This is a genomic window from Streptomyces sp. NPDC053432, from assembly GCF_055585365.1.
In genome coordinates, this window is the sequence record NZ_JBVJKF010000002.1 from 571,373 (window position 1) to 589,394 (window position 18,022).

An 18,022-nucleotide genomic window follows, 5' to 3' on the forward strand; every position below is an offset into this window, starting at 1 on the left:
GGCCCCGCTCCCCGGGCCGGCTGACGCCGGGGGGCGGGGCCTCACGCATGAGCGGGCCTAGCGGGCCTGGCGGGCCTGGCGGAACAGCACGCAGCTGGCGGCCGGGACCGGCAGCGCACCGGCGCGGGCGGGCCGCCCCGTCGCCGGGTCCACGTCGAACCAGGTGACGTCCCCCGAGTGCTCGTTGGCCGCGTAGAGCCGCTTCCCCGCCGGGTCGAGGGCCAGGTCGCGGGGCCAGCGTCCGCCGCAGTCCACCGCGCCCGTGCGGCGCGGCTGCGCGGGGCCGTCGGCCAGCGAGAACGTGACGAGGGTGTCCGCGCCGCGCACGGCGACCCAGACGAAGCGGCCGTCGGGCGCGGCCACGATCGCGGAGGGATAGGCCCTGACACCCGCTGGATCGGCTTCTGCGGCGATCGGAACCTCCGCGACCGGTTCGAGGCCGCCCGCCTCCGCGTCCCATCGGCAGACGGTCAGCAGCGGCCTCAGCTCGTTCACCACGTACGCCACCTCCCCGTCCGGGTGGAAGGCGAGGTGGCGCGGGCCGTTGCCGGCAGGCAGCGCGGTCTCGGAGTGCGGCCGCAGCGTGCCGGTGGGTCCGTCCAGTGCGCAGACGCGTACGCGGTCGGCTCCCAGGTCGACGCTCAGCACCCAGCGGCCGCTCGGGTCGGCCAGGACGTGATGGGCGTGCGGTCCCTCCTGGCGCTCCGGGTCCGGGCCCGATCCGTGGTGGCGCAGCACCCGGGCGGGGCCCGCCAGGGATCCGTCCCCCGTGATGGCGAGCGCGCCGACTCCGCCCGAGGTGTAGTGGGCGGTGAGCAGCCACGGCCCGGCGACGCCGAGGTGGGTGGGGCCGGCGCCGCCCACCGGCACCGGCTCCCCGAGCGCCCGCAGCCCCCCGCCCTCCGCGACGAAGGCACGGGCCGCCCCCTCGGCGCTCTCGCTCACCGCGTAGAGCACCCCCTCGTGCACGCCCGCTACGAGGTACGAGGGGTCGGCCAGCGCGTCGGTCGTGGAGAGCTGCGTGAGCGCTCCGGTCTGCGGGTCGAGGGCCGCGGTGGTGATGCCGCGCCCGCCCGACGAGGTGAACGAGCCGATGTGGACCCGGTGTTCCGCCTCGCCGGCCGTCCTGTCGCCCATGCCCTGCCCCTCCGTCGATCGGTCCGGAGCCGACCGTAACAGAAGGTCTAGACCAAGTCGCGCCCCTGTGCCCTTTCCTGCGCGCCCGGGTGGTGGACGTAGGCGGTGCTGCTCGGGCGGTCCTCGTAGGTACGGTGGAAGACCGGGGTGGCGGCGCCGGAGATCGGGGGCACGATCCAGGACCAGTCCGCGCCGACCTCACGCCCCTTGCTCTCCTCCCGTTCCATGTGGGACAGGAAGCGCCGTGACTCGGTGTGGTGGTCGGCGATCGTGACCCCGGCGCGGTCGAAGGAGTGCAGCACCGCCCGGTTGAGCTCGACGAGCGCCCGGTCCTTCCAGAGCGAGCGGTCGCTGGCGGTGTCCAGGCCGAGGCGGCGGGCCACGGCGGGCAGGAGGTTGTAGCGGTCGGTGTCGGCCAGGTTGCGGGCGCCGATCTCGGTGCCCATGTACCAGCCGTTGAACGGGGCCGCCGGGTAGTGGATGCCACCGATCTCCAGGCACATGTTGGAGATGGCGGGTACGGCGTGCCAGCGCAGCCCCCAGTCGGCCCAGCCGTCGCCCTCGGGGTGCTCGATCGGCACCTCCAGCACGGCGTCGGCGGGGAGGTCGAACCAGCGCGGCTTGTCGTCGACCCCCTGGACCACGAGCGGGAGCGGGTCGAACGGGGTGCCGGCGCCGCCCGTCCAGCCGAGCCGCAGCAGGGCCTCGGTGAGCGGGGCGTTGCGGGCGTCGCCGACGGTTATCGACGGGTGGTCTCCGTAGCCGGCGTAGCGGACGAGCTGCTCGCTCCAGATCAGCGGTCCGGGGCTCTGCGGGGTGTCCGGGGCGAAGACGGTGATGGTGGGCCGGACCTTGCCCCCGTTGGTCGCCTCGCGCAGGTGCTCGAAGCACTCGGCGGCGATGCCGTCGGCGTCGGTGAGCCCGCGCCGGTCACGGACCCGCAGCGAGTTCCAGTAGAGCCGGCCTATGCAGCGGTTGCTGTTGCGCCAGGCGACCCGGGCCCCGTGGACCAGTTCGGCATGGGTGTGCCGGTAGGTGCCGGTGTCCGCGAGTTCGGCCCGCACCTCGGCGAGCCGGGTGCGCGGATCGCCCGCGCCGTGGCTCTCCCTGTGGAAGAGTCGGATGAACTCCTCGGCCGCTTCCCACACCTGCGCGGTGGTGGAGCGCTGTTGAAGGATTTCCATTCCGGGCCGTTACCCCCTGTCCGACCAGATCCACCCTGTACATGCCGGATGAATGTGCAATAAACAATGACCGTTTGTACATGCCGCAGGTCAGCGGCGTGCGGCAGGCGTGCGCGGAACACTCCTCCGTGTGGTCTTCCACGATCCGGCTGCGAAAGGGAACTGACGGGGCGTATGATCTCTCAACCGCAGGGCCTGGCCATGAACAGCGCCCTTTCGCCGGCCGACGGCGTGCCCCCGTACAGGGTGGTGTCGAGGCCGCAGAGGACGAATCCCATGCGCCGATAGGCGTGCACCGCAGGAGCGTTGACGGAACTCACCTCCAACCAGAGGTGTTCGGCGCCCCGTTCGCGGGCGTATTCCGCCGCGCACTCCATCAGGGCCCGCCCGACGCCCCGTCCCCGACGGTCCGGCGCGACCTCGATGTCCTCGATGGTCAGGCGGCGGTTCCAGGCCGCGTAGCCGGTGGCGACGAAGCCGCACACCCGCCCGCCGTCGACGGCCACGTAGGTGCGCGCGTCCCCGTCGGCACCCGAACCGCGGCCGAGCCCCTGCTCGTCGTGCTCCTCGGGCGGGAACTCCTTGTAGAGCGGCGGGTCCACGGGGACCTCGTGGAGCACGAAGCCGAGACCCGATCCGGCGGGGGCGACCTCGAAGACCGTGGCGGTGATGAAGGAGCCGTCCAGCGCCTCGATGGCACCCGCGTCCTGCGGTCGGGCGGGCCGGTAGACGATGCCGTCGGTCGAGCCGTGTGCGATGGTCATGAGGTCCACGGTACGCAAAAAATCCCCCGGCCGAATTCGCTGCCGAGGGTTGGGAGAGCGTATATTGATTGATTCACGCCTTTCCTGAAACCAAAAGCGTGAACAACCTCACGAGGACACCTTAGCGCGGCGGGAGTGGAATTGTCAACCGAGGAATTCCGGAAAGAGCAGCAATTCGTCACGGACCTCTATCGGCGCCTCGACGACCTGCGCGACCAGGCCGAACACACCATGGCGGGAGCATTGCGCGAGGTCGGGAACGGCGCACAGGCCCGGCTGGAAAGGGATGTCCTGGTCGCCGAACAGTCCGGGCTCCTGGCCGCTCTGAATGCCGGGGAGAACGGTCTCTGTTTCGGCCGTCTGGAGTTCTCCGACGGCCGTGACCACCACATCGGAAGGATCGGCATCCGCGCCGACGACACGGAGCGCACTCCGCTCGTCCTGGACTGGCGCGCCGACGTGGCCCGCCCCTTCTACCTCGCCACCGGCCACACACCCATGGGGCTGCGCCGCCGCCGGCACATCAGCAGCCGGGGGCGGGTGGTCACCTCCCTGCACGACGAGATCCTCGACCTGACCGACACCGAGCGGACCGGCCACGAGGGCGCCGACGCGGACGCGGTGCTGCTCGCAGCGCTCGACGCCGCGCGCACGGGCCGGATGCACGACATCGTGCGCACGATCCAGGCCGAGCAGGACCGGATCATCCGCTCCACGCACCGCGGGGTGCTGGTGGTCGAGGGCGGCCCGGGCACCGGGAAGACGGCGGTCGCGCTGCACCGCGCCGCGTACCTGCTCTACGCCCACCGGGAGCTGCTGGCCAGGCGCGGCGTGCTCATCGTCGGCCCGGGCCCCGCCTTCCTCGGGTACATCGGCGGGGTGCTGCCCGCGCTCGGCGAGACGGGTGTGCTGCTGGCCACTCCCGGCGAGCTGTTCCCGGGAGTGCACGCGACGGGCACCGACCGCCCGGGCGCCGCCGCGGTCAAGGGCCGGGCGGAGATGGCCGGGGTCCTGGCCCGGGTGGTCGCCGACCGGCAGTGCCTGCCGGAGACGGTGCCCGCCGACAGCGGCGAGGAGTACGACGCGGTCCCCGAGCCCGCCCTGGAGATCGACCACGACGACTACGGGACGCTGCTGCTGGACCGCACCATGGCCCATGAGGCCCGCGACCGGGCGCGCGCCACCGGGCTGCCGCACAACCAGGCGCGTGCCGCCTTCGCCTTCCCGGTCATCGACGCGCTCACGGCGCAGCTCGCCGACCGGCTGGGCGCCGATCCGTACGGAGGCCCGAACCTGCTGGGCCCCGACGACGTCGCCCAGCTCGGCAAGGAGATCGCGATGAGCCCCGCCGTGCACGCGGCGATCGACTCGCTGTGGCCCTCCCTCACCCCTCAGCAGCTGGTCGCCGACTTCCTGGCGGACCCCACGCACCTGCCCCCGCACGAGGCGGAGCTGATCCGGCGGGCGCCCTCCGCGCGGCCGGACTGGACCCCGGCCGACGTCCCGCTGCTGGACGAGGCCGCCGAGCTGCTCGGCGAGGACGACTCCGCGCGGCGGGCCGAGGAGGAGCGGGCCCGGGCCCGGCGCATCGCGTACGCCCAGGGGGTGCTGGACCTGTCGCAGGGCTCGGAGTCCTACGAGTTCGAGGACCAGGAGAACGAGTACCTCGCCGCCCACGACATCATCGACGCCGAGCGGATGGCCGAACGGTACGAGGAGGCCGACCACCGCAGCACGGCCGAGCGGGCGGCGGCGGACCGCACGTGGGCCTTCGGGCACGTCATCGTGGACGAGGCGCAGGAGCTGTCGGAGATGGCCTGGCGGATGCTGATGCGGCGCTGCCCGACCCGGTCGATGACCCTGGTCGGCGATCCGGCGCAGACCGCGGAGGAGGCCGGCGGCGGTTCGTGGGAGCGGATCCTGTCCCCGTACGTCGGCGAGCGCTGGGAGCTGGTCCGGCTGGGGGTCAACTACCGTACGCCCGCCGAGATCATGGAGGTCGCGGCGGGCGTGCTCCGCGAGCGCGATCCCGGATTCCGGCCGCCGAGTTCCGTACGGTCCACCGGGGTGCGGCCCTGGGCGCGCGCCGCGGCGGAACTGCCCGGGGCGCTCGCGGGGGCCGTGGCGGCGGAGCGGCCCGCGGAGGGCCGGCTCGCGGTGATCGCCCCGCGGTCGCTGCACGCGGAGCTGGCGGCCGTGCTGCCGGGGGTACGGGCGGGCGAGGAGCCCGACCTCGCCCGGGACGCGGTGCTGCTGGACCCGCGCCAGGCCAAGGGGCTGGAGTTCGACACGGTGATCGTGGTGGAGCCGGCCGACCTCCAGCCGAGCGACCTGTACGTGGCCCTGACCCGGGCCACCCAGTCCCTGGGCGTGCTGCACACCCCCGGCCGGCTGCCGGCGGGGCTGCACGGGCTCGGGCCGGACGAACGCTCGGCGGGCTGATCCCCCGGCCCCTCCGCCGGAGGGGTCAGGCGTCGACCAGCGGGGAGGGCCGGGAGCTGCGCAGCGGGCCGGCGAGCTCGGCCAGGGCCTGTTCGAGGCCGTACAGGTGGGCGAGTGCGGGTTCGGTGGCGGCGGCCCGGGGGACGGTCCCGGGCGCCGCGGTGTGCCCGGCGCGGTCCTCCTCGCCCGCCGCGGTCAGCGCCTCCACGGCCGCTTCGACGCGCCAGCAGGCCGCCGCGAGGCGGGCGTCGTGGCTCGCGTCCGGGTCGGCCGCGACCGCCGCCAGGCCCCGGACTTCGCGGGCGCAGTCGTCCAGCAGCGCGATGACCTGTGCCGCGCGCTCCTTGCGGCCCCGGAACGGGCTGAGCGGGTGCACCAGCGGGGCGAGCGCCATCCGCACGCGGGCCAGCAGGACCTCCAGCTCGGCCGCGTGCGGGGCGGGGTCCGCGGTGGGCGAACCGGCGAGGCGGGCGGTGGCCTCGGCGGTCGCGGCGTGTACGGAGCGCAGGGCCCGCTGGATCCAGACGGAGTTCGTGGCGTGGGTGGTCACGGGCAGGATCAGCACCACGGCGAGGGCGGCGCCGAGCGCGCCGATCGCGGTCTCCTGGAACCGCAGGAGCAGCAGACCGGGGTGCAGGACGCCGAGGAGGCCGTAGAGCAGTCCGGCCATGACGGTCACGAAGAACATCATCCAGGAGTACGAGGGGGCCGCGGTGTAGAAGATCCCGAAGACGCAGACGCCGACGAGCACGGCGGTCGGCAGGGGCGCTCCGTGCAGGGGTACGGCGATCAGCAGGCCGGCGGCGATGCCGGTGACCGTGCCGAGGACCCGGCGGAAGCCGCGTACCAGGGTCTCGCCCCGCGAGGTGGTGTTGACGAAGATCCACCAGGCGGTGCCGACGGCCCAGTACCAGCGGTCCTCGGAGAGGGACTGGCCGATGACGAGCGCGAAGGCACAGGCGGCGGTGGCCTGGAAGGCCTGCCGGGTCGTGGGCCTGGCCAGCCCGGTGCCGGGCAGCCCCGGCGGGGCCGGGGGCGGCGGGGTACGGCGCTCGATGGGCCACAGGACGAAGCGCACGGCGCCGGAGGCCAGGAGTGCCAGGCCGACGGAGGCGAACAGTTCGGGCAGCTGCGCCGGCACGGCGTGCAGGAACTGGGTGACGAAGAACATCATGAAGCCGAAGACGCCGAGGGCGTGCCCGCGCGGCCCCCAGCGGCGGGCGTACACCCCGGCCAGGACGACGGCGAGGAACGCGGCGTCCCGGGCGACGGGCGTCGAGTGCAGGCCGGTGGCCAGGGCCAGCACCGGGAATCCGGCGACGGGCAGCAGGGCGGTGGTGAGGCGCTGGGCCGGGACCTTCGGGTCCAGGACGGTGAAGAGGGCCAGCAGGGCCGCCAGTCCCCCGGTGATGGATGCGGTGAGGGAGAGACCGCACAGTTCGGCGAGGGCCACGGCGGCGGCGACGCCGATCACCGCGCGGGCCGAGTTCCGCAGTCTCGTGAGCCCCGGGTCCGGTGCGACGAACATCCTCTTCACGGCGGTGTGCCGCCCCCCTTGCGATGCTGCACGCCGCGTCCGTCGCCCGCCCGGGGTGGTGGGAGGCGTACGGACACGACGAAGGCACCGCGCTCCGGTCCGGCCTCGTCGCCGGTCCGGCGCTGCGCGGCGCCGTAGATACATGGATAGGACACAGATAAGCATGTAGAGGGCAATGGCTCAACTCGGCAGGGGGAGAGTGGGCCAATGGCACAGTCCGGGGGCGCGATCTTCGGCCATGGGAAGACCAACGGACGGCAAACGTCGTGGCAGGTGTCTGCGCACCCCTGTGAAGGGCGGTTTCGCGCCGCTACATTGCCCACGGCCCCGCGGGCACGCAGGCGGGCGGAGGGGTGAGGAGCGGGGGACATGGGCTCTGGGATCTTCGCGAGAGCGGGCGGGACGATCAGCGGGAAGACCGCGGCCGCGGTGGCCGCGGGGGCCCTGGTGGTCAGCGGCGCCGCGGGGGCCGGCGTGTGGTGGGCCGCACAGGGGAAGCCGCACGTGGTGGTCGTGCAGCGCAGTGCCTCGGCGCAGGTGCCCGCAGGGGGCGAGCAGTCGGTCGTCGCGGCGTGCCAGAAGCACGAGACAGCGCTCGGCGGCGGGTACGCGGTCGACGGCGGCGGCTTCGCGACGACGAGCGAGTTCGTCGGCGCGGCCTGGCTGGCGGCGGCGTACAACCCGGGGGACGCGCCCGTCACCCTCACCTCGTACGCGCTGTGCGTGAACGCCGGACCGGAGTTCGAACCGCACCAGGAGTTCACCGGCCGGGCGGCGCACGCCTTCAAGGACCACTCGGTGAAGATCACCAGCACCGACGAGGGTCCGATCCACGACCTGTCGACCGAGGGCCCGTACGCGAAGGCCTTCCGCGAGGCGCTGGCCCGGCCGGCGTGCACGGGCGGCTTCACGATGGTCGGAGTCGAATTCCGGGCGACGCGCTACCTCCGGGAACGCGGCGTGGCACCCGTACCGATGGACATGCTCACCACGGACGAGGCGCTCGACGGGAAACCCGCGCCCGGGCACTGGACGGTGTCGGTCAATCCGGGCACGGAACTGAGCCCGGTCTCGTTCCGGATGTGGAACTCCGAGGGGGCGGAGCGCAAGACCCACGTCCTGGACCCGCAGCCCCCGCAGTCCAACTACGCGGTCGACCTGCGGCCGGTCTGCGTCAGGCTGAAGGACGTCTCGATCGCCACGGCCACGGTCGCGGTCGGGGCGGGGGGCACCGCGGACGCCACCGTGAGATGCCCGAAGGGCCGGCTGGTGCTGGGAGGCGGCTTCCAGTTCCCGGCGGACAACGAGCGGGGCGGAGGCCCCCAGCGCTACCTCGGCGACGGCTGGCTGTACGCGTCGACGGACGCGCCCACGCCGGGGGCGTCGGGCCGGCCGGTGAAGGACTGGCACGTCACGGGCCACAACCAGCAGCGGGCGGGCGCCGACTACCACGACACGGTCTGGATCGAGCATTCCGACGGCGAGACCCTGACGGGCAACGTCTACCTCGACGACCACGCGCACGGCGCCGGCGACAACCGGCTGCGCGTCTTCCCCGTCCCCGACAGCCAGCGGATGGTCGCGAGCGCCGTGTGCGGCACCATCGACGCCGAGCCCACCTCGCCGGACAAGGGCGCCGCGCCTCCGACCGTGAACCGGCCGGTGCTGCCGCCCGCCCTGGACCCGGCGCCCTCGAAGTCCGGACCCGCGGCCTCGGCGAGCCCGCTGCCCGGCGGCTCCCCTACGCCCCCTCCCTCGTCCTCGCCGAGCCCCGGCGGGTCCCCGGGCGCCTCGCCGACGCCGCGTACGCCGAACGGTCCCGGCCCGTCGACCGGCGGCCCCGACCAGCCGCCCGCCACCCGGCCCGGGCAGTCGCCCTCCGCGCAGCCGCAGGCCCCGGCGGTGTCCATCCAGCAGCCCGGCGGAGGAGGCAGGCTCCGGCGCGGCTGCGAGGAGCCGTTCGCGGGCACGGCCCGCACGCGCCCCGGCGACCGGGTGATCACCGATCCCCAGGCCACCACCTGGCAGATCATCGGCCCGAGCGGGCCGGTGACGATCGGCGCCGGGGCCTCCGGCCGGTTCCTGGTGCCGCTGCTGGCGGACGGGACCTATCCGCTCGTCTTCTCCGCCACCGACCCGGCCTCCGGACTCACCGGGAGCGCGAGGATCTCGGTGCAGATCGTGGGGTGCCTGCGCTGACCTGCAGGTGCACGGCGGCTGCACCGCCGGGCACCTGGCAGCAAACTGCAGCCCCGGCTGCAGTTTGCTGGCGTCGCGGGCCATTGGAGGGGGCTTTCGCGGATGACAGATTTCTACCTGTCACCAGCACGGAAACCCACTCGGAGGAAGTCATGAACGTCCGGATCACCACTCGCGCCAAGGCCGCCGCTGTCCTGATCGGCCTCTGTACGGCCGTCGCGCTGGGCGTCGTCACCACCGCGGACGGGCCGGCCGCGCGGGCCGAGAACGGCTGGCAGTCGACGCCCGCCACGGCCGTCCTCGCGAACGGCTGGCAGGTCGCCCCGCTGGACAAGACCGAGAACGGCTGGCAGTGACCGCCCGTCCGGACCACCGCGCGCCGGTCGGCAGCCGGCAGATCGAACTGGTGGCGCGCGCGGGCTCGGCGGCCGTCGCCGAAGTCGCGCCGCTGAGCGTGGTGCGCTGGCTGGCACTGCTGCCGGCCGCCTGGCAGGCGGAGTTCCACGGCCTGGGGGACGACGGGCTCTCGATCGTCCTGCGGTTCTCGCGGGACCGGGAGGTTCCGGTGTCGCGTGCCTGCGCCGAGGCGCGGCGCGCGCTGAGCGATCCCGCCATGGAGGGCTGGGAGTTCCTGGCGTGCCGTGAGGTCGGGTGAACGCCGCGGTGCGGGTGCGTGCGCGGGTGTACGCGTGTACGGGTGTACGGAGCAGGGCCTGATCCACTGGGTGCAGTGGTCAGGCCCTTTTTGTCGTGCGCTCTCCTGATCGCACGGGGCGGCCGCCGCCTACGGGGCGGCTACATCCAGCCGCGGTCCTTGGCGAGCATCGCCGCCTGGAAGCGGTTCGACGCACCCAGCCGCAGGAGCAGATCGGCCACGTGGCGTCGGAAGGTGCGGATGGAGATCCCCATCTCGCGGGCCGCGATCTCGTCCTTGTCGAACCGGGCGAGCAGGGTCAGCACCTCGCGGTCGGTGTCGGTGATGCCGTCGGATTCCTCGCCCGCGTCCTTGCCGGGCAGGGCTTCCGCGGAGGCCCAGACCTTCTCGAAGAGGGCCACCATGTTGGACACGAGTCCGTTCTGGCGGACCAGGAGCGCCCCGCGGGCGCTGTCGGTCGGGTCGAGCGGCACGACGGCCGTGGCCCGGTCGTAGATGACCATCCGGTCCATGACCTTGTCGACCGTTCTGAATTCGGCCCCCAGGTCGGCCATCTCGTAGAGGTAGCCGCGGGTGGCGGAGTCCTCCAGCGCTGTGCGCAGGACCACCGTTCTCATGGTGATCCCGCGCCTGATACATCGGAGGTCGAGGGGGCGGGCGGCCTCGATGAAGGCCGGGGTGAGGGGGCCGTCGGGCTGCAGCGCGCACATCTCCTCGCGGGCGAAGAAGGCGAGGTCGTCCAGCCGGGCCCGGATCTCGGGCAGCCCGTCGATCCGCTCGATCCCGCCGGCCGGGCTCTCCGGGCGGTCCGCCGATCGCGCCGCCTCCACCAGTTCGGGGATGAGCCGGCGGACCGAGGAGACCAGCCGCAGTTCCTCGTTGAGCTCCCCCATGCGCTGTTCGATCAGACGCTCGATCCCGAGGGCGGGGTCGATGGCGACCCACCGTCCCCCGCCGGCGTCCCGGACCAGTTCGTAGCGGCACAGGCTCCGCAGCGCCGAGTCCGCTTCGTCCCGGCTCATCCCGAGTTTTTCACCCGCCGTTTCGGGGCCGAAATCCGATGTGCGAAGAAAGTGCCGGTACACACTCTCCTCGCGGCGGCTCAGCCCCAGACTCGTCAGACTCACGATGCATCCCCCTTGCAGGCCTGAGAATTCCACGGCGAACGCTACCGCAGGAGGATTGAATTTGGAAACATTATTCCACATCGTGGAAGCTTATGCGAGGCGGCTCTGCGGTCTGCGGACCGCAGGGATCAAGCCGTGAGCCTGAGCCGCCCGAGCGGGGCCAGCGCCTCGTCCAGGAGCTCCACCACCCGCTCCCCGATCCGGCGTTGGGCCTCCCTGGTCAGCGCCCCGATGTGCGGGGTCAGCACCACGTTGTCCAGCGCCGCCAGTTCGGTGGGCGCACCCTCGCGGACCAGTACGTCGGTCGCCGCGCCCGCGAGCGCCCCGGACCGCAGCGCCTCCAGCAGGGCCTGCTCGTCGACCGTCCCTCCCCGGGCCACGTTCACCAGGTACGAGTCCCGCTTCATCAGGGCCAGTTCGGCGCGGCCGACCAGCCCCCGGGTCTGCGCCGTCAGCGGCACGGACAGGCACACCACGTCCGCCGCGGGCAGCAGTTCACCCAGTGCCACCAGGCGGATCCCGCGTTCGGCCAGCTGCCGCGCCCGGTCGCGCCCGGGCCGGGCGACCGCCACGGCCACCTCCATGCCGAACCCCTGGGCCAGCGTCGCGATCCGCGACCCGATGCCGCCGAAACCGATCAGCCCGAGGGTCTTGCCGCGCAGCTCGCTGCCCATCAGCCCCTGCTTGTGCCAGACGGTGGACCGGGTGTGGCGGTCCCCCACCACGATCCGCCGACACACCGCGAGCATCAGGCCGAGCGCCAGCTCGGCCACCGCGTCACTGGAGCCGCCGGGCACGTTGCGCACCTCCACCCCGGCCCGGGCGGCGGCCTCCAGGTCGATGTTGTCCAGTCCCACACCGGCCCGGATCACCGTCCGCAGCCGGGGCGCGGCGGCGATCACCTCCCGCGTCACGCGCACGCCGGCCCGCAGGACCAGGGCGTCCGCGGTCCGGGCGAGCTCGACGAGCTGCCCCGGGGAGGGCTTGGGGTGCAGGGCCACCTGGTAGCGGCGGCGCAGGTCGTCCAGCGCGTCGGGGTGGATCGGGTCCACCATCAGCACCCGGGCCATCAGGCGGCCGTCACCAGGACGCGGCCCGGGGCCGGGGCGCCGACGTGCAGGGCGAAGTCGGCCAGCGTGTCGGCGTCGAACAGCTCGTGGACGGAGGGCCGGGTGCCGGTGACCCGCTCCACCCCGGCGCAGATCCGGGTGGCGAGCATCGAGGTGCCGCCCAGCTCGAAGAAGTTGTCCTCCCGCCCGACCGGGCGGACCTGGAGCGCCTCCTCCCAGAGCCGGACCAGCGCGGCCTCGGTCTCGTCGGCGGCGGGCACGGCGGGGGCGTCGGTGAAGAGTCGGCGGTCGTCCATGGGGTTCCTCCTGGGAAGTCGTGTGCGCGAGTGCGTGAACGGAAACGAACAGGGGGCCCGCGGCCCCGGGCGGTCAGGCCTGTGCGGCCGGCCAGGCCAGACTCCGTACGGCCGGGACCAGTGCCGTCGCCGCGCTGACCACCAGCGCGACCGCCGCGGCGGAGACCAGCACGGTGGCGGGGGCCCCGTACGTCAGCAGGTGCGGCACGGCCACCAGGGCGAGGGGGGAGACTCCGAGCGAGATCAGCCAGTCGACGCTGGAGACCCGGCCGATCAGCTCACCGGGCACCCTGCTCTGCAGGGTGGCCGCCCAGGCCACGGTGGCGGCCGACAGGACGGCTCCCACCACGGTGGCCACCGCGACGGAGACGATGACCGACGGCGACAGGCCGAGCACGGCGAAACCTCCGCAGACGACGGCCATCCCGCCGAAGACCAGCAGGCCCGGCGGGATCCGCCGCAGCCGGCTCACCAGCAGCCCGCCCAGCAGCGCGCCGGCGGCCTGACTGCCGACGAGCAGGCTGTAGGTGCTCGCGCCGCCCCCGAGCACGTCGGCGGAGGCGAGCGGCAGCAGGGCCTTGGCCGGAGCGACGACGAGCGCCACGCTGACACCGAAGCTGCCGATGGACACCCACAGCCAGGTGTGGGAGAAGACGTACCGGATCCCGCCGGTGGCTTCCCTGAACAGGCCGTCCCCCGAGGCGGGCCGGTCGGCCACCGGCCACCGTCCCGCGAGCAGCACCAGGGCCAGGGCCAGGGCGAACCCGGCCGTGCCCAGCCCCAACGAGACGGTGGCGCCGGCCGCTGCCAGCAGGACCCCGCCGAGGGCCGCCCCCGCGATGCCCGCGGTGCGCAGGGCGATCGCCTGGAGCGAGTTGGCGGCCAGCAGCTCGGCCTTGGGCAGCAACTCGGTGAAGGCCAGGGTGAAGGCGGGCTCGAACGCTCCGTCGCCCAGGCCCAGCAGCAGCCCGCAGGCGGCGATCGCCCACACGTTCCGGCCGCCCGCCGCGACCTGGGCGGCCACCCCGGCGGTGGCCAGGACGCGGGCCAGATCGGCCCAGAGCATCACCTTGCGGGCGCCGAACCGGTCCGCGAGGGCCCCGCCGGCCAGCAGCATGAGCACGGTGCCGGTGGCCTGCCCGAACAGGGTGTAGGCCAGCAGCGCGGGGCTGCCCGTGGTGACCGCGTACCCGGCGAGCGACACCTGGAAGACGAAGTCGCCCGTGCGGGAGAGGCACTGGCCCGTGTACAGCAGCCGGAAGCGGCGTCGGCGAAGGGGGGCCCGCAGGCCGGTCCGCGCGGTGCCGACGGCGGCGTCCCGTTCCCGGGTCTCCACGGGGGTGCCTCGCTCGGCGGGGGCGCTCATCGGTGGGCCGCCAGTTCGACGTCGATGAGGCCGCACAGCGTCTCCAGTGGGCCGTCGGGGTCCATCATCGTGAAGTGCGTGCCCGGCGTGTCCCGGACCGTGAGCCGGCCGCCGCACCGCGCGTTCCAGCCCAGGTCGTACGGCTCCTCGGTGACGTCCGCGCTGCGGTCCTCGGCGCGGAACAGGACCACGTCCGCGTCGAGCGGCTCGATGACGTGGCGCTCCAGGGCGCTGCCGTTGTGGCGGTAGGCCTCCAGCATCCGCCGCAGCCGGTCCTCGTCGTAGTCCGCCGGCAGCGAGCCCGCGGCGATGCCCTGGTCCAGCAGCCGCTGGATCCGCTCCTCCTCGGGCAGTTCGCCGAGTGCGGTCAGGTCGAGGTCGAGCTTGAGCGCCATGGTGACGAGGATCCGGGTGGCGTAGTCCTCGGTGGGGTCCAGGTCCATCCGGGGGTTGGTGTCCAGCAGGGCGACCAGCCCGATCTCCTCGCCGGCGGCCTTCAGCTGACGGGCCGCCTCGAAGGCGATCACACCGCCCATCGAGTAGCCGCCCACGTGCCAGGGGCCGCCCGGGTGGGCCTTGCGCATGTGCTCGATGTACACGCGGGCCATGTCCGCGATGGTGGAGCAGGCCTCTTCACCGGGCTGCAGGCCCGGCGACTGCAGGCCGTAGACGGTCGGTCCGGCACCGAGGGCGCGTGCCACCGGCGCGTAGCGGACCACCGTGCCCGCGAGCGGCGGGAAGAGGTACAGCGGCGCCGTCCCCTCGGCACCCGCCCGCAGCCGCACCAGCGGACCGGCGGGTTCGGCGTCGGCGCCGTCGCGGACCCGGCGTGCGAGGGCGGCCACGGTGGGGGCGCGGAACAGCTCGTTGAGTTCCAGCCCGGTTCCGAAGTGGGCGCGGACCGATCCCATCAGCCGGACCGCCGTGAGCGAGTCGCCGCCCAGGTCGAAGAAGTCCTCGTCGATGCCGACGGAGGCCCGGCCCAGGGCCTTGGCCCACAGGTCGCACATCTCGAACTCGACGGCGTCGCGGGCCGCGGCCGCGCCGCCCCCGGGGGCCGTGCCGGGCAGCGGCCGGGCGGCGAGCGCCTTGCGGTCGACCTTGCCGCTGGGGGTCAGCGGGAAGCTGTCGACCGTCACGTAGGCGGACGGCAGCATGTACTCCGGCAGGACTCCGCGCAGGGCGCGCCGCAGTCGCTGCGGGGCCAGTTCCGCGCCGGGGGCCGGCAGGCAGTGCGCGATGAGCCGCTTGCCCCGGGTGGGTGAGTCGTCCACGACGACCACCGCGTCGGCCACCCCGTCCTGGCGGCGGACCTGGGCCTCGATCTCCCCCAGCTCCATCCGGTAGCCGCGGACCTTGACCTGGCCGTCACGGCGGCCCAGGCACTGGATCCGCCCGTCGGGCAGGGTCCGGCCGAAGTCACCGGTGCGGTACAGGCGGCGGCCTTCGCGGACCACGAACCGCTCCGCCGTCATCCCGGGCTTGCCGCGGTAGCCGTCCGCGAGTGCCGCTCCGGAGACGCAGATCTCGCCGGGCACACCGGCCGGCAGCGGTTGCTGGCGGTCGTCGAGGATCTCCACCCGGGTGGCCTGCACGGCCAGTCCGATGGCGGGCAGGTCCGGCCAGGTGCCGGGCGGGCCCGTCAGTCGCTCGGCCGTGACGACGTGCGTCTCCGAGGGGCCGTACTGGTTCTCCAGGAAGGCGGGCACGCGGGTGAAGAAGGTGCGCAGCGCGTCGGTCACCTGGAGCTGCTCGCCGGCGGTGACGACCTCGCGGAGCGTCTGCGGGTAGGTCCCGGTCTCGGCGGCGGCGTCGGCCAGCTGCTGGAGCGCGACGAAGGGGGCGAAGACCCGGTGCACCCGCTGGGTCTCCAGGTAGCCGAGGAGCCGGGCCGGGTCGCGGCGCACCTCCTCGTCGACCAGGATCAGCGTGCCGCCGCTCGCCCAGGTCGAGAAGTGCTCCTGGAAGGCCACGTCGAAGCTGAACGCCGCGAACTGCAGGGTGTTCCAGCCCTCTTCGGACGCGGAGCGGCCGAGCTGCCAGTCGATGAGGTTGGCGAGCGGCCCGTGCGGCATCTCGACGCCCTTGGGCAGTCCGGTGGAGCCGGAGGTGTAGATGACGTAGCCGAGGCCGTCCGCTGCCGGGGCGGCTGCCTCCTGCCGTGCGGGCGCCGTGCCCGGCTCCTCCGCTTCGTCGAGTCCTTCGAGTACGTCGTCCAGCGGGAGCACCCGTACGCCCTCGGGCACCGTGATGGTGCCGGCCACGTCGGAGTGCACGAGCAGGAGTTCGGCCTTGCTGTCCGCCAGCATGTAGTCCAGGCGCTCGCGCGGGTAGGCCGGGTCGAGCGGCACGTAGCCGGCGCCGCTCTTGAGTACCGCCAGCAGCGCGACGGCGAGCTCCGGGGAACGGTGCGCGCACAGGGCCACGGCCCGGTTGGTCCCGAGGCGGCGGGCCAGCCGGTCGGCGGCGAGCCGCAGCCGGGCGTAGTCGAGTTCACCGCCGTCCCAGCGCAGGGCCGGGGCGCCCGGGATGCGGTCGGCGGTCCGGTCGAACAGCTCGTGGGCGGCGGCCGGTCGCGCGGTGTCGTGCTCGTCGGCAGGGCCGCCTTCCGTACGGGCGTCCGCCGCCCGCGCCGTCAGCGGGAGGGTGCCCACCGGGGAGAGCGGGTCCGCCGCGGCTCCGCCCAGCAGGCTCAGCAGGGCACGGGTGAACTCCTGGGCGGCCTCGGGGGTGTAGACGTCCGTGGCGTACTCCAGGGTGCCGCGGTAGCCGTCCGCCGCATCGGGGACCAGGGTGAGGGTGAGGTCGAACTTCGCGGTCCCCGAGTGCAGCGGGACGGCGCGTCCGGTGGCCGTGCCCAGGCGCAGCTCGGCCTCGGGCGCGTCCTCCACGACCAGCATCACCTGGAAGAAGGGCGAACGGTCCGGGCTCCGCCCCGGGGCCAGCGCCTTGACGAGAGCCGGGAAGGGCAGGGCCGCCCGTCCGAGGTCGGCGCGCAGTTCCTTGCCGGTCCGGGCGACCAGGCCGGCGAAGGACTCCTCCGGTGAGATGCGGCGGCGCAGCACGACGGTGTTGGCCAGGTAGCCGATCAGCTGCTCGGCCGAGGCGTGCTCGCGCCGGGCCACCGGCGTGCCGATCGCGACGTCGATGGTGCCGTCGTCGGCGGCGGGTTCCTGCGAAACCCTGGCCAGCAGCAGCTGGACGGCGGCCGTGAACAGGGCGAAGGGGGTGGTGCGCTGCCTGCGGGCCAGGGCGCGCAGTCCGGCGGCCAGTTCCCCGGGGATGTCGAAGCCCTCGGTCGCGCCCCGCTGGGTCGCCGCCCCGGGCCGCGACAGGTCGTGCGGCCAGGTGCTCTCGGCGGGGGCGCCGGCCAGCCGCCCGGTCCAGTAGGCCAGGTCCTCCCCGTGGTCCGCGGCGGCCTCGGCCAGCGCGATCCGGCGCTGCTCGGCGTAGGCCGGCAGTTCCCCGGCGGGCAGCGGGGTGCCGGCCAGCGCCGCCTCGTAGCCCGCGGCGAGCTCTGCGCGCAGTACCTCGACGGACCAGCTGTCGAAGCAGCCGTGGTGGACGACCAGGACGAGCAGCGCCTCCTGGTCGCCGGTACGGAGCAGCAGTGCCCGCAGCAGCGGCAGCGCGGACAGGGAGAGCGGTACCGCGGCGAACTCCCGTGCGGTGCTCTGGACTTCGGCGGCCGGTAGGCCCCGCAGGTCCCTGGTCTCCAGCGGGACCCCGCCCGGGGCGGCGGTGACCAGCGAGGGCTGCCCGTCGGTCACGTGGACGCTGCTGCGCAGCGCCGGGTGGCGCGCCAGGAGCGAGGTCAGGGCCTGGGCCAGGGCATCGGTGTCGAGGGCGCCGCGGATCTCGTAGGCGACGGGGACGTTGTAGACGGCGGACTCGCCGCGCAGCGATTCGTCGAGCCACAGCGACTGCTGGCCTGAGGAGAGCGGGGCGGCGGCGGTTACGGGGTTCATCGGATCGTTCCTCGAAACGGGGTGGGGGCGCGGCCGGACCGCGCGGGAGAGGCTGGTGGGGATGCGGGCGTACGTTTTCCTCACGGACCGGCGACGGCGGTCCGCGGCGGCTCCCGGGCGTCACGGGGCGGGGGGAACGGCGGGCGGGAACGGGGGACGGCAACGGCGGCCCGGGACGGGCGGACGGCAACGGCGGCCCGGGACGGGCGGACGGCAACGGCGGCCCGGGACGGGCGGACGGCAACGGCGGCCCGGGACGGGCGGACGGCAACGGCGG

At 74.0% G+C, this 18,022-nt stretch carries 13 protein-coding genes; 4 read left to right on the forward strand and 9 right to left on the reverse strand.

The window, feature by feature from the left end:
- Positions 1-57: 57 nt before the first annotated feature.
- From ACZ6Y1_RS05725 to ACZ6Y1_RS05735, 3 genes are all read right to left on the reverse strand, one after another.
- The gene (locus tag ACZ6Y1_RS05725) at positions 58-1,137 is read right to left on the reverse strand and encodes a lactonase family protein (RefSeq protein WP_469623404.1); all 1,080 of its coding nucleotides are present in this window, start codon (positions 1,135-1,137) and stop codon (positions 58-60) included.
- Between the two features lie 47 nt (positions 1,138-1,184).
- On the reverse strand, positions 1,185-2,321 hold the full coding sequence (locus ACZ6Y1_RS05730; protein WP_469623406.1) for a nitric oxide synthase oxygenase: 1,137 nt from the start codon (positions 2,319-2,321) through the stop codon (positions 1,185-1,187).
- 182 nt (positions 2,322-2,503) lie between these two features.
- Positions 2,504-3,085: a GNAT family N-acetyltransferase gene (locus ACZ6Y1_RS05735; RefSeq protein ID WP_469623409.1), complete on the reverse strand. Its 582-nt coding sequence runs from the start codon at positions 3,083-3,085 to the stop codon at positions 2,504-2,506.
- 141 nt (positions 3,086-3,226) lie between these two features.
- On the opposite strand from ACZ6Y1_RS05735, the gene ACZ6Y1_RS05740 reads away from it, so the two are divergent.
- Positions 3,227-5,527 carry a HelD family protein gene (locus ACZ6Y1_RS05740; RefSeq protein ID WP_469623412.1) on the forward strand — a complete coding sequence of 767 codons (2,301 nt, stop codon included), beginning with the start codon at positions 3,227-3,229 and terminating at the stop codon, positions 5,525-5,527.
- Between the two features lie 25 nt (positions 5,528-5,552).
- Here the strand turns inward: ACZ6Y1_RS05740 and ACZ6Y1_RS05745 are convergent, their stop codons facing one another.
- Positions 5,553-7,055, reverse strand: a complete 1,503-nt coding sequence (locus ACZ6Y1_RS05745) for an FUSC family protein (RefSeq protein ID WP_469623415.1) — start codon at positions 7,053-7,055, stop codon at positions 5,553-5,555.
- 378 nt (positions 7,056-7,433) lie between these two features.
- Here ACZ6Y1_RS05745 and ACZ6Y1_RS05750 point away from each other — a divergent pair, with 378 nt between their 5' ends.
- From ACZ6Y1_RS05750 to ACZ6Y1_RS05760, 3 genes are all read left to right on the forward strand, one after another.
- Positions 7,434-9,263, forward strand: a complete 1,830-nt coding sequence (locus ACZ6Y1_RS05750) for a hypothetical protein (protein WP_469623418.1) — start codon at positions 7,434-7,436, stop codon at positions 9,261-9,263.
- 152 nt (positions 9,264-9,415) lie between these two features.
- A complete protein-coding gene (locus ACZ6Y1_RS05755; protein WP_469623421.1) occupies positions 9,416-9,619 on the forward strand; it encodes a hypothetical protein in 204 nt (67 codons plus the stop codon).
- On the forward strand, positions 9,616-9,918 hold the full coding sequence (locus ACZ6Y1_RS05760; protein ID WP_469623424.1) for a hypothetical protein: 303 nt from the start codon (positions 9,616-9,618) through the stop codon (positions 9,916-9,918). The genes ACZ6Y1_RS05755 and ACZ6Y1_RS05760 overlap by 4 nt, the downstream gene beginning before the upstream one ends.
- A gap of 140 nt (positions 9,919-10,058) precedes the next feature.
- Here ACZ6Y1_RS05760 and ACZ6Y1_RS05765 read toward each other — a convergent pair whose 3' ends face one another.
- The 5 genes from ACZ6Y1_RS05765 to ACZ6Y1_RS05785 form a co-directional block, all read right to left on the reverse strand.
- Positions 10,059-10,940, reverse strand: coding sequence for a LuxR C-terminal-related transcriptional regulator (locus ACZ6Y1_RS05765; protein WP_469623427.1), 882 nt, complete (start codon positions 10,938-10,940; stop codon positions 10,059-10,061).
- A 233-nt stretch (positions 10,941-11,173) separates the two neighbouring features.
- Positions 11,174-12,115, reverse strand: coding sequence for an NAD(P)-dependent oxidoreductase (locus ACZ6Y1_RS05770; RefSeq protein WP_469623430.1), 942 nt, complete (start codon positions 12,113-12,115; stop codon positions 11,174-11,176).
- Entirely contained in the window at positions 12,115-12,411 is a 297-nt protein-coding gene (locus ACZ6Y1_RS05775) for a phosphopantetheine-binding protein (protein ID WP_469623433.1), read from the reverse strand. Before ACZ6Y1_RS05775 ends, ACZ6Y1_RS05770 begins: the two co-directional genes overlap by 1 nt.
- Before the next feature lie 73 nt (positions 12,412-12,484).
- Positions 12,485-13,777, reverse strand: coding sequence for an MFS transporter (locus ACZ6Y1_RS05780; RefSeq protein WP_469623436.1), 1,293 nt, complete (start codon positions 13,775-13,777; stop codon positions 12,485-12,487).
- Entirely contained in the window at positions 13,774-17,745 is a 3,972-nt protein-coding gene (locus tag ACZ6Y1_RS05785; RefSeq protein ID WP_469623439.1) for a non-ribosomal peptide synthetase, read from the reverse strand. The genes ACZ6Y1_RS05780 and ACZ6Y1_RS05785 overlap by 4 nt, the downstream gene beginning before the upstream one ends.
- Between the last annotated feature and the right edge of the window lie 277 nt (positions 17,746-18,022).

Bases quoted from the DNA above. Each gene is read 5' to 3' on its own strand.
- ACZ6Y1_RS05765 (WP_469623427.1), bottom strand. From the start codon at position 10,940: ATGAGCCGGGACGAAGCGGACTCGGCGCTGCGGAGCCTGTGCCGCTAC.
- ACZ6Y1_RS05735 (WP_469623409.1), bottom strand. From the start codon at position 3,085: ATGACCATCGCACACGGCTCGACCGACGGCATCGTCTACCGGCCCGCC.
- ACZ6Y1_RS05755 (WP_469623421.1), top strand. From the start codon at position 9,416: ATGAACGTCCGGATCACCACTCGCGCCAAGGCCGCCGCTGTCCTGATC.
- ACZ6Y1_RS05780 (WP_469623436.1), bottom strand. From the start codon at position 13,777: ATGAGCGCCCCCGCCGAGCGAGGCACCCCCGTGGAGACCCGGGAACGG.
- ACZ6Y1_RS05775 (WP_469623433.1), bottom strand. From the start codon at position 12,411: ATGGACGACCGCCGACTCTTCACCGACGCCCCCGCCGTGCCCGCCGCC.
- ACZ6Y1_RS05745 (WP_469623415.1), bottom strand. From the start codon at position 7,055: ATGTTCGTCGCACCGGACCCGGGGCTCACGAGACTGCGGAACTCGGCC.
- ACZ6Y1_RS05730 (WP_469623406.1), bottom strand. From the start codon at position 2,321: ATGGAAATCCTTCAACAGCGCTCCACCACCGCGCAGGTGTGGGAAGCG.
- ACZ6Y1_RS05770 (WP_469623430.1), bottom strand. From the start codon at position 12,115: ATGGCCCGGGTGCTGATGGTGGACCCGATCCACCCCGACGCGCTGGAC.
- ACZ6Y1_RS05785 (WP_469623439.1), bottom strand. From the start codon at position 17,745: ATGAACCCCGTAACCGCCGCCGCCCCGCTCTCCTCAGGCCAGCAGTCG.
- ACZ6Y1_RS05725 (WP_469623404.1), bottom strand. From the start codon at position 1,137: ATGGGCGACAGGACGGCCGGCGAGGCGGAACACCGGGTCCACATCGGC.
- ACZ6Y1_RS05750 (WP_469623418.1), top strand. From the start codon at position 7,434: ATGGGCTCTGGGATCTTCGCGAGAGCGGGCGGGACGATCAGCGGGAAG.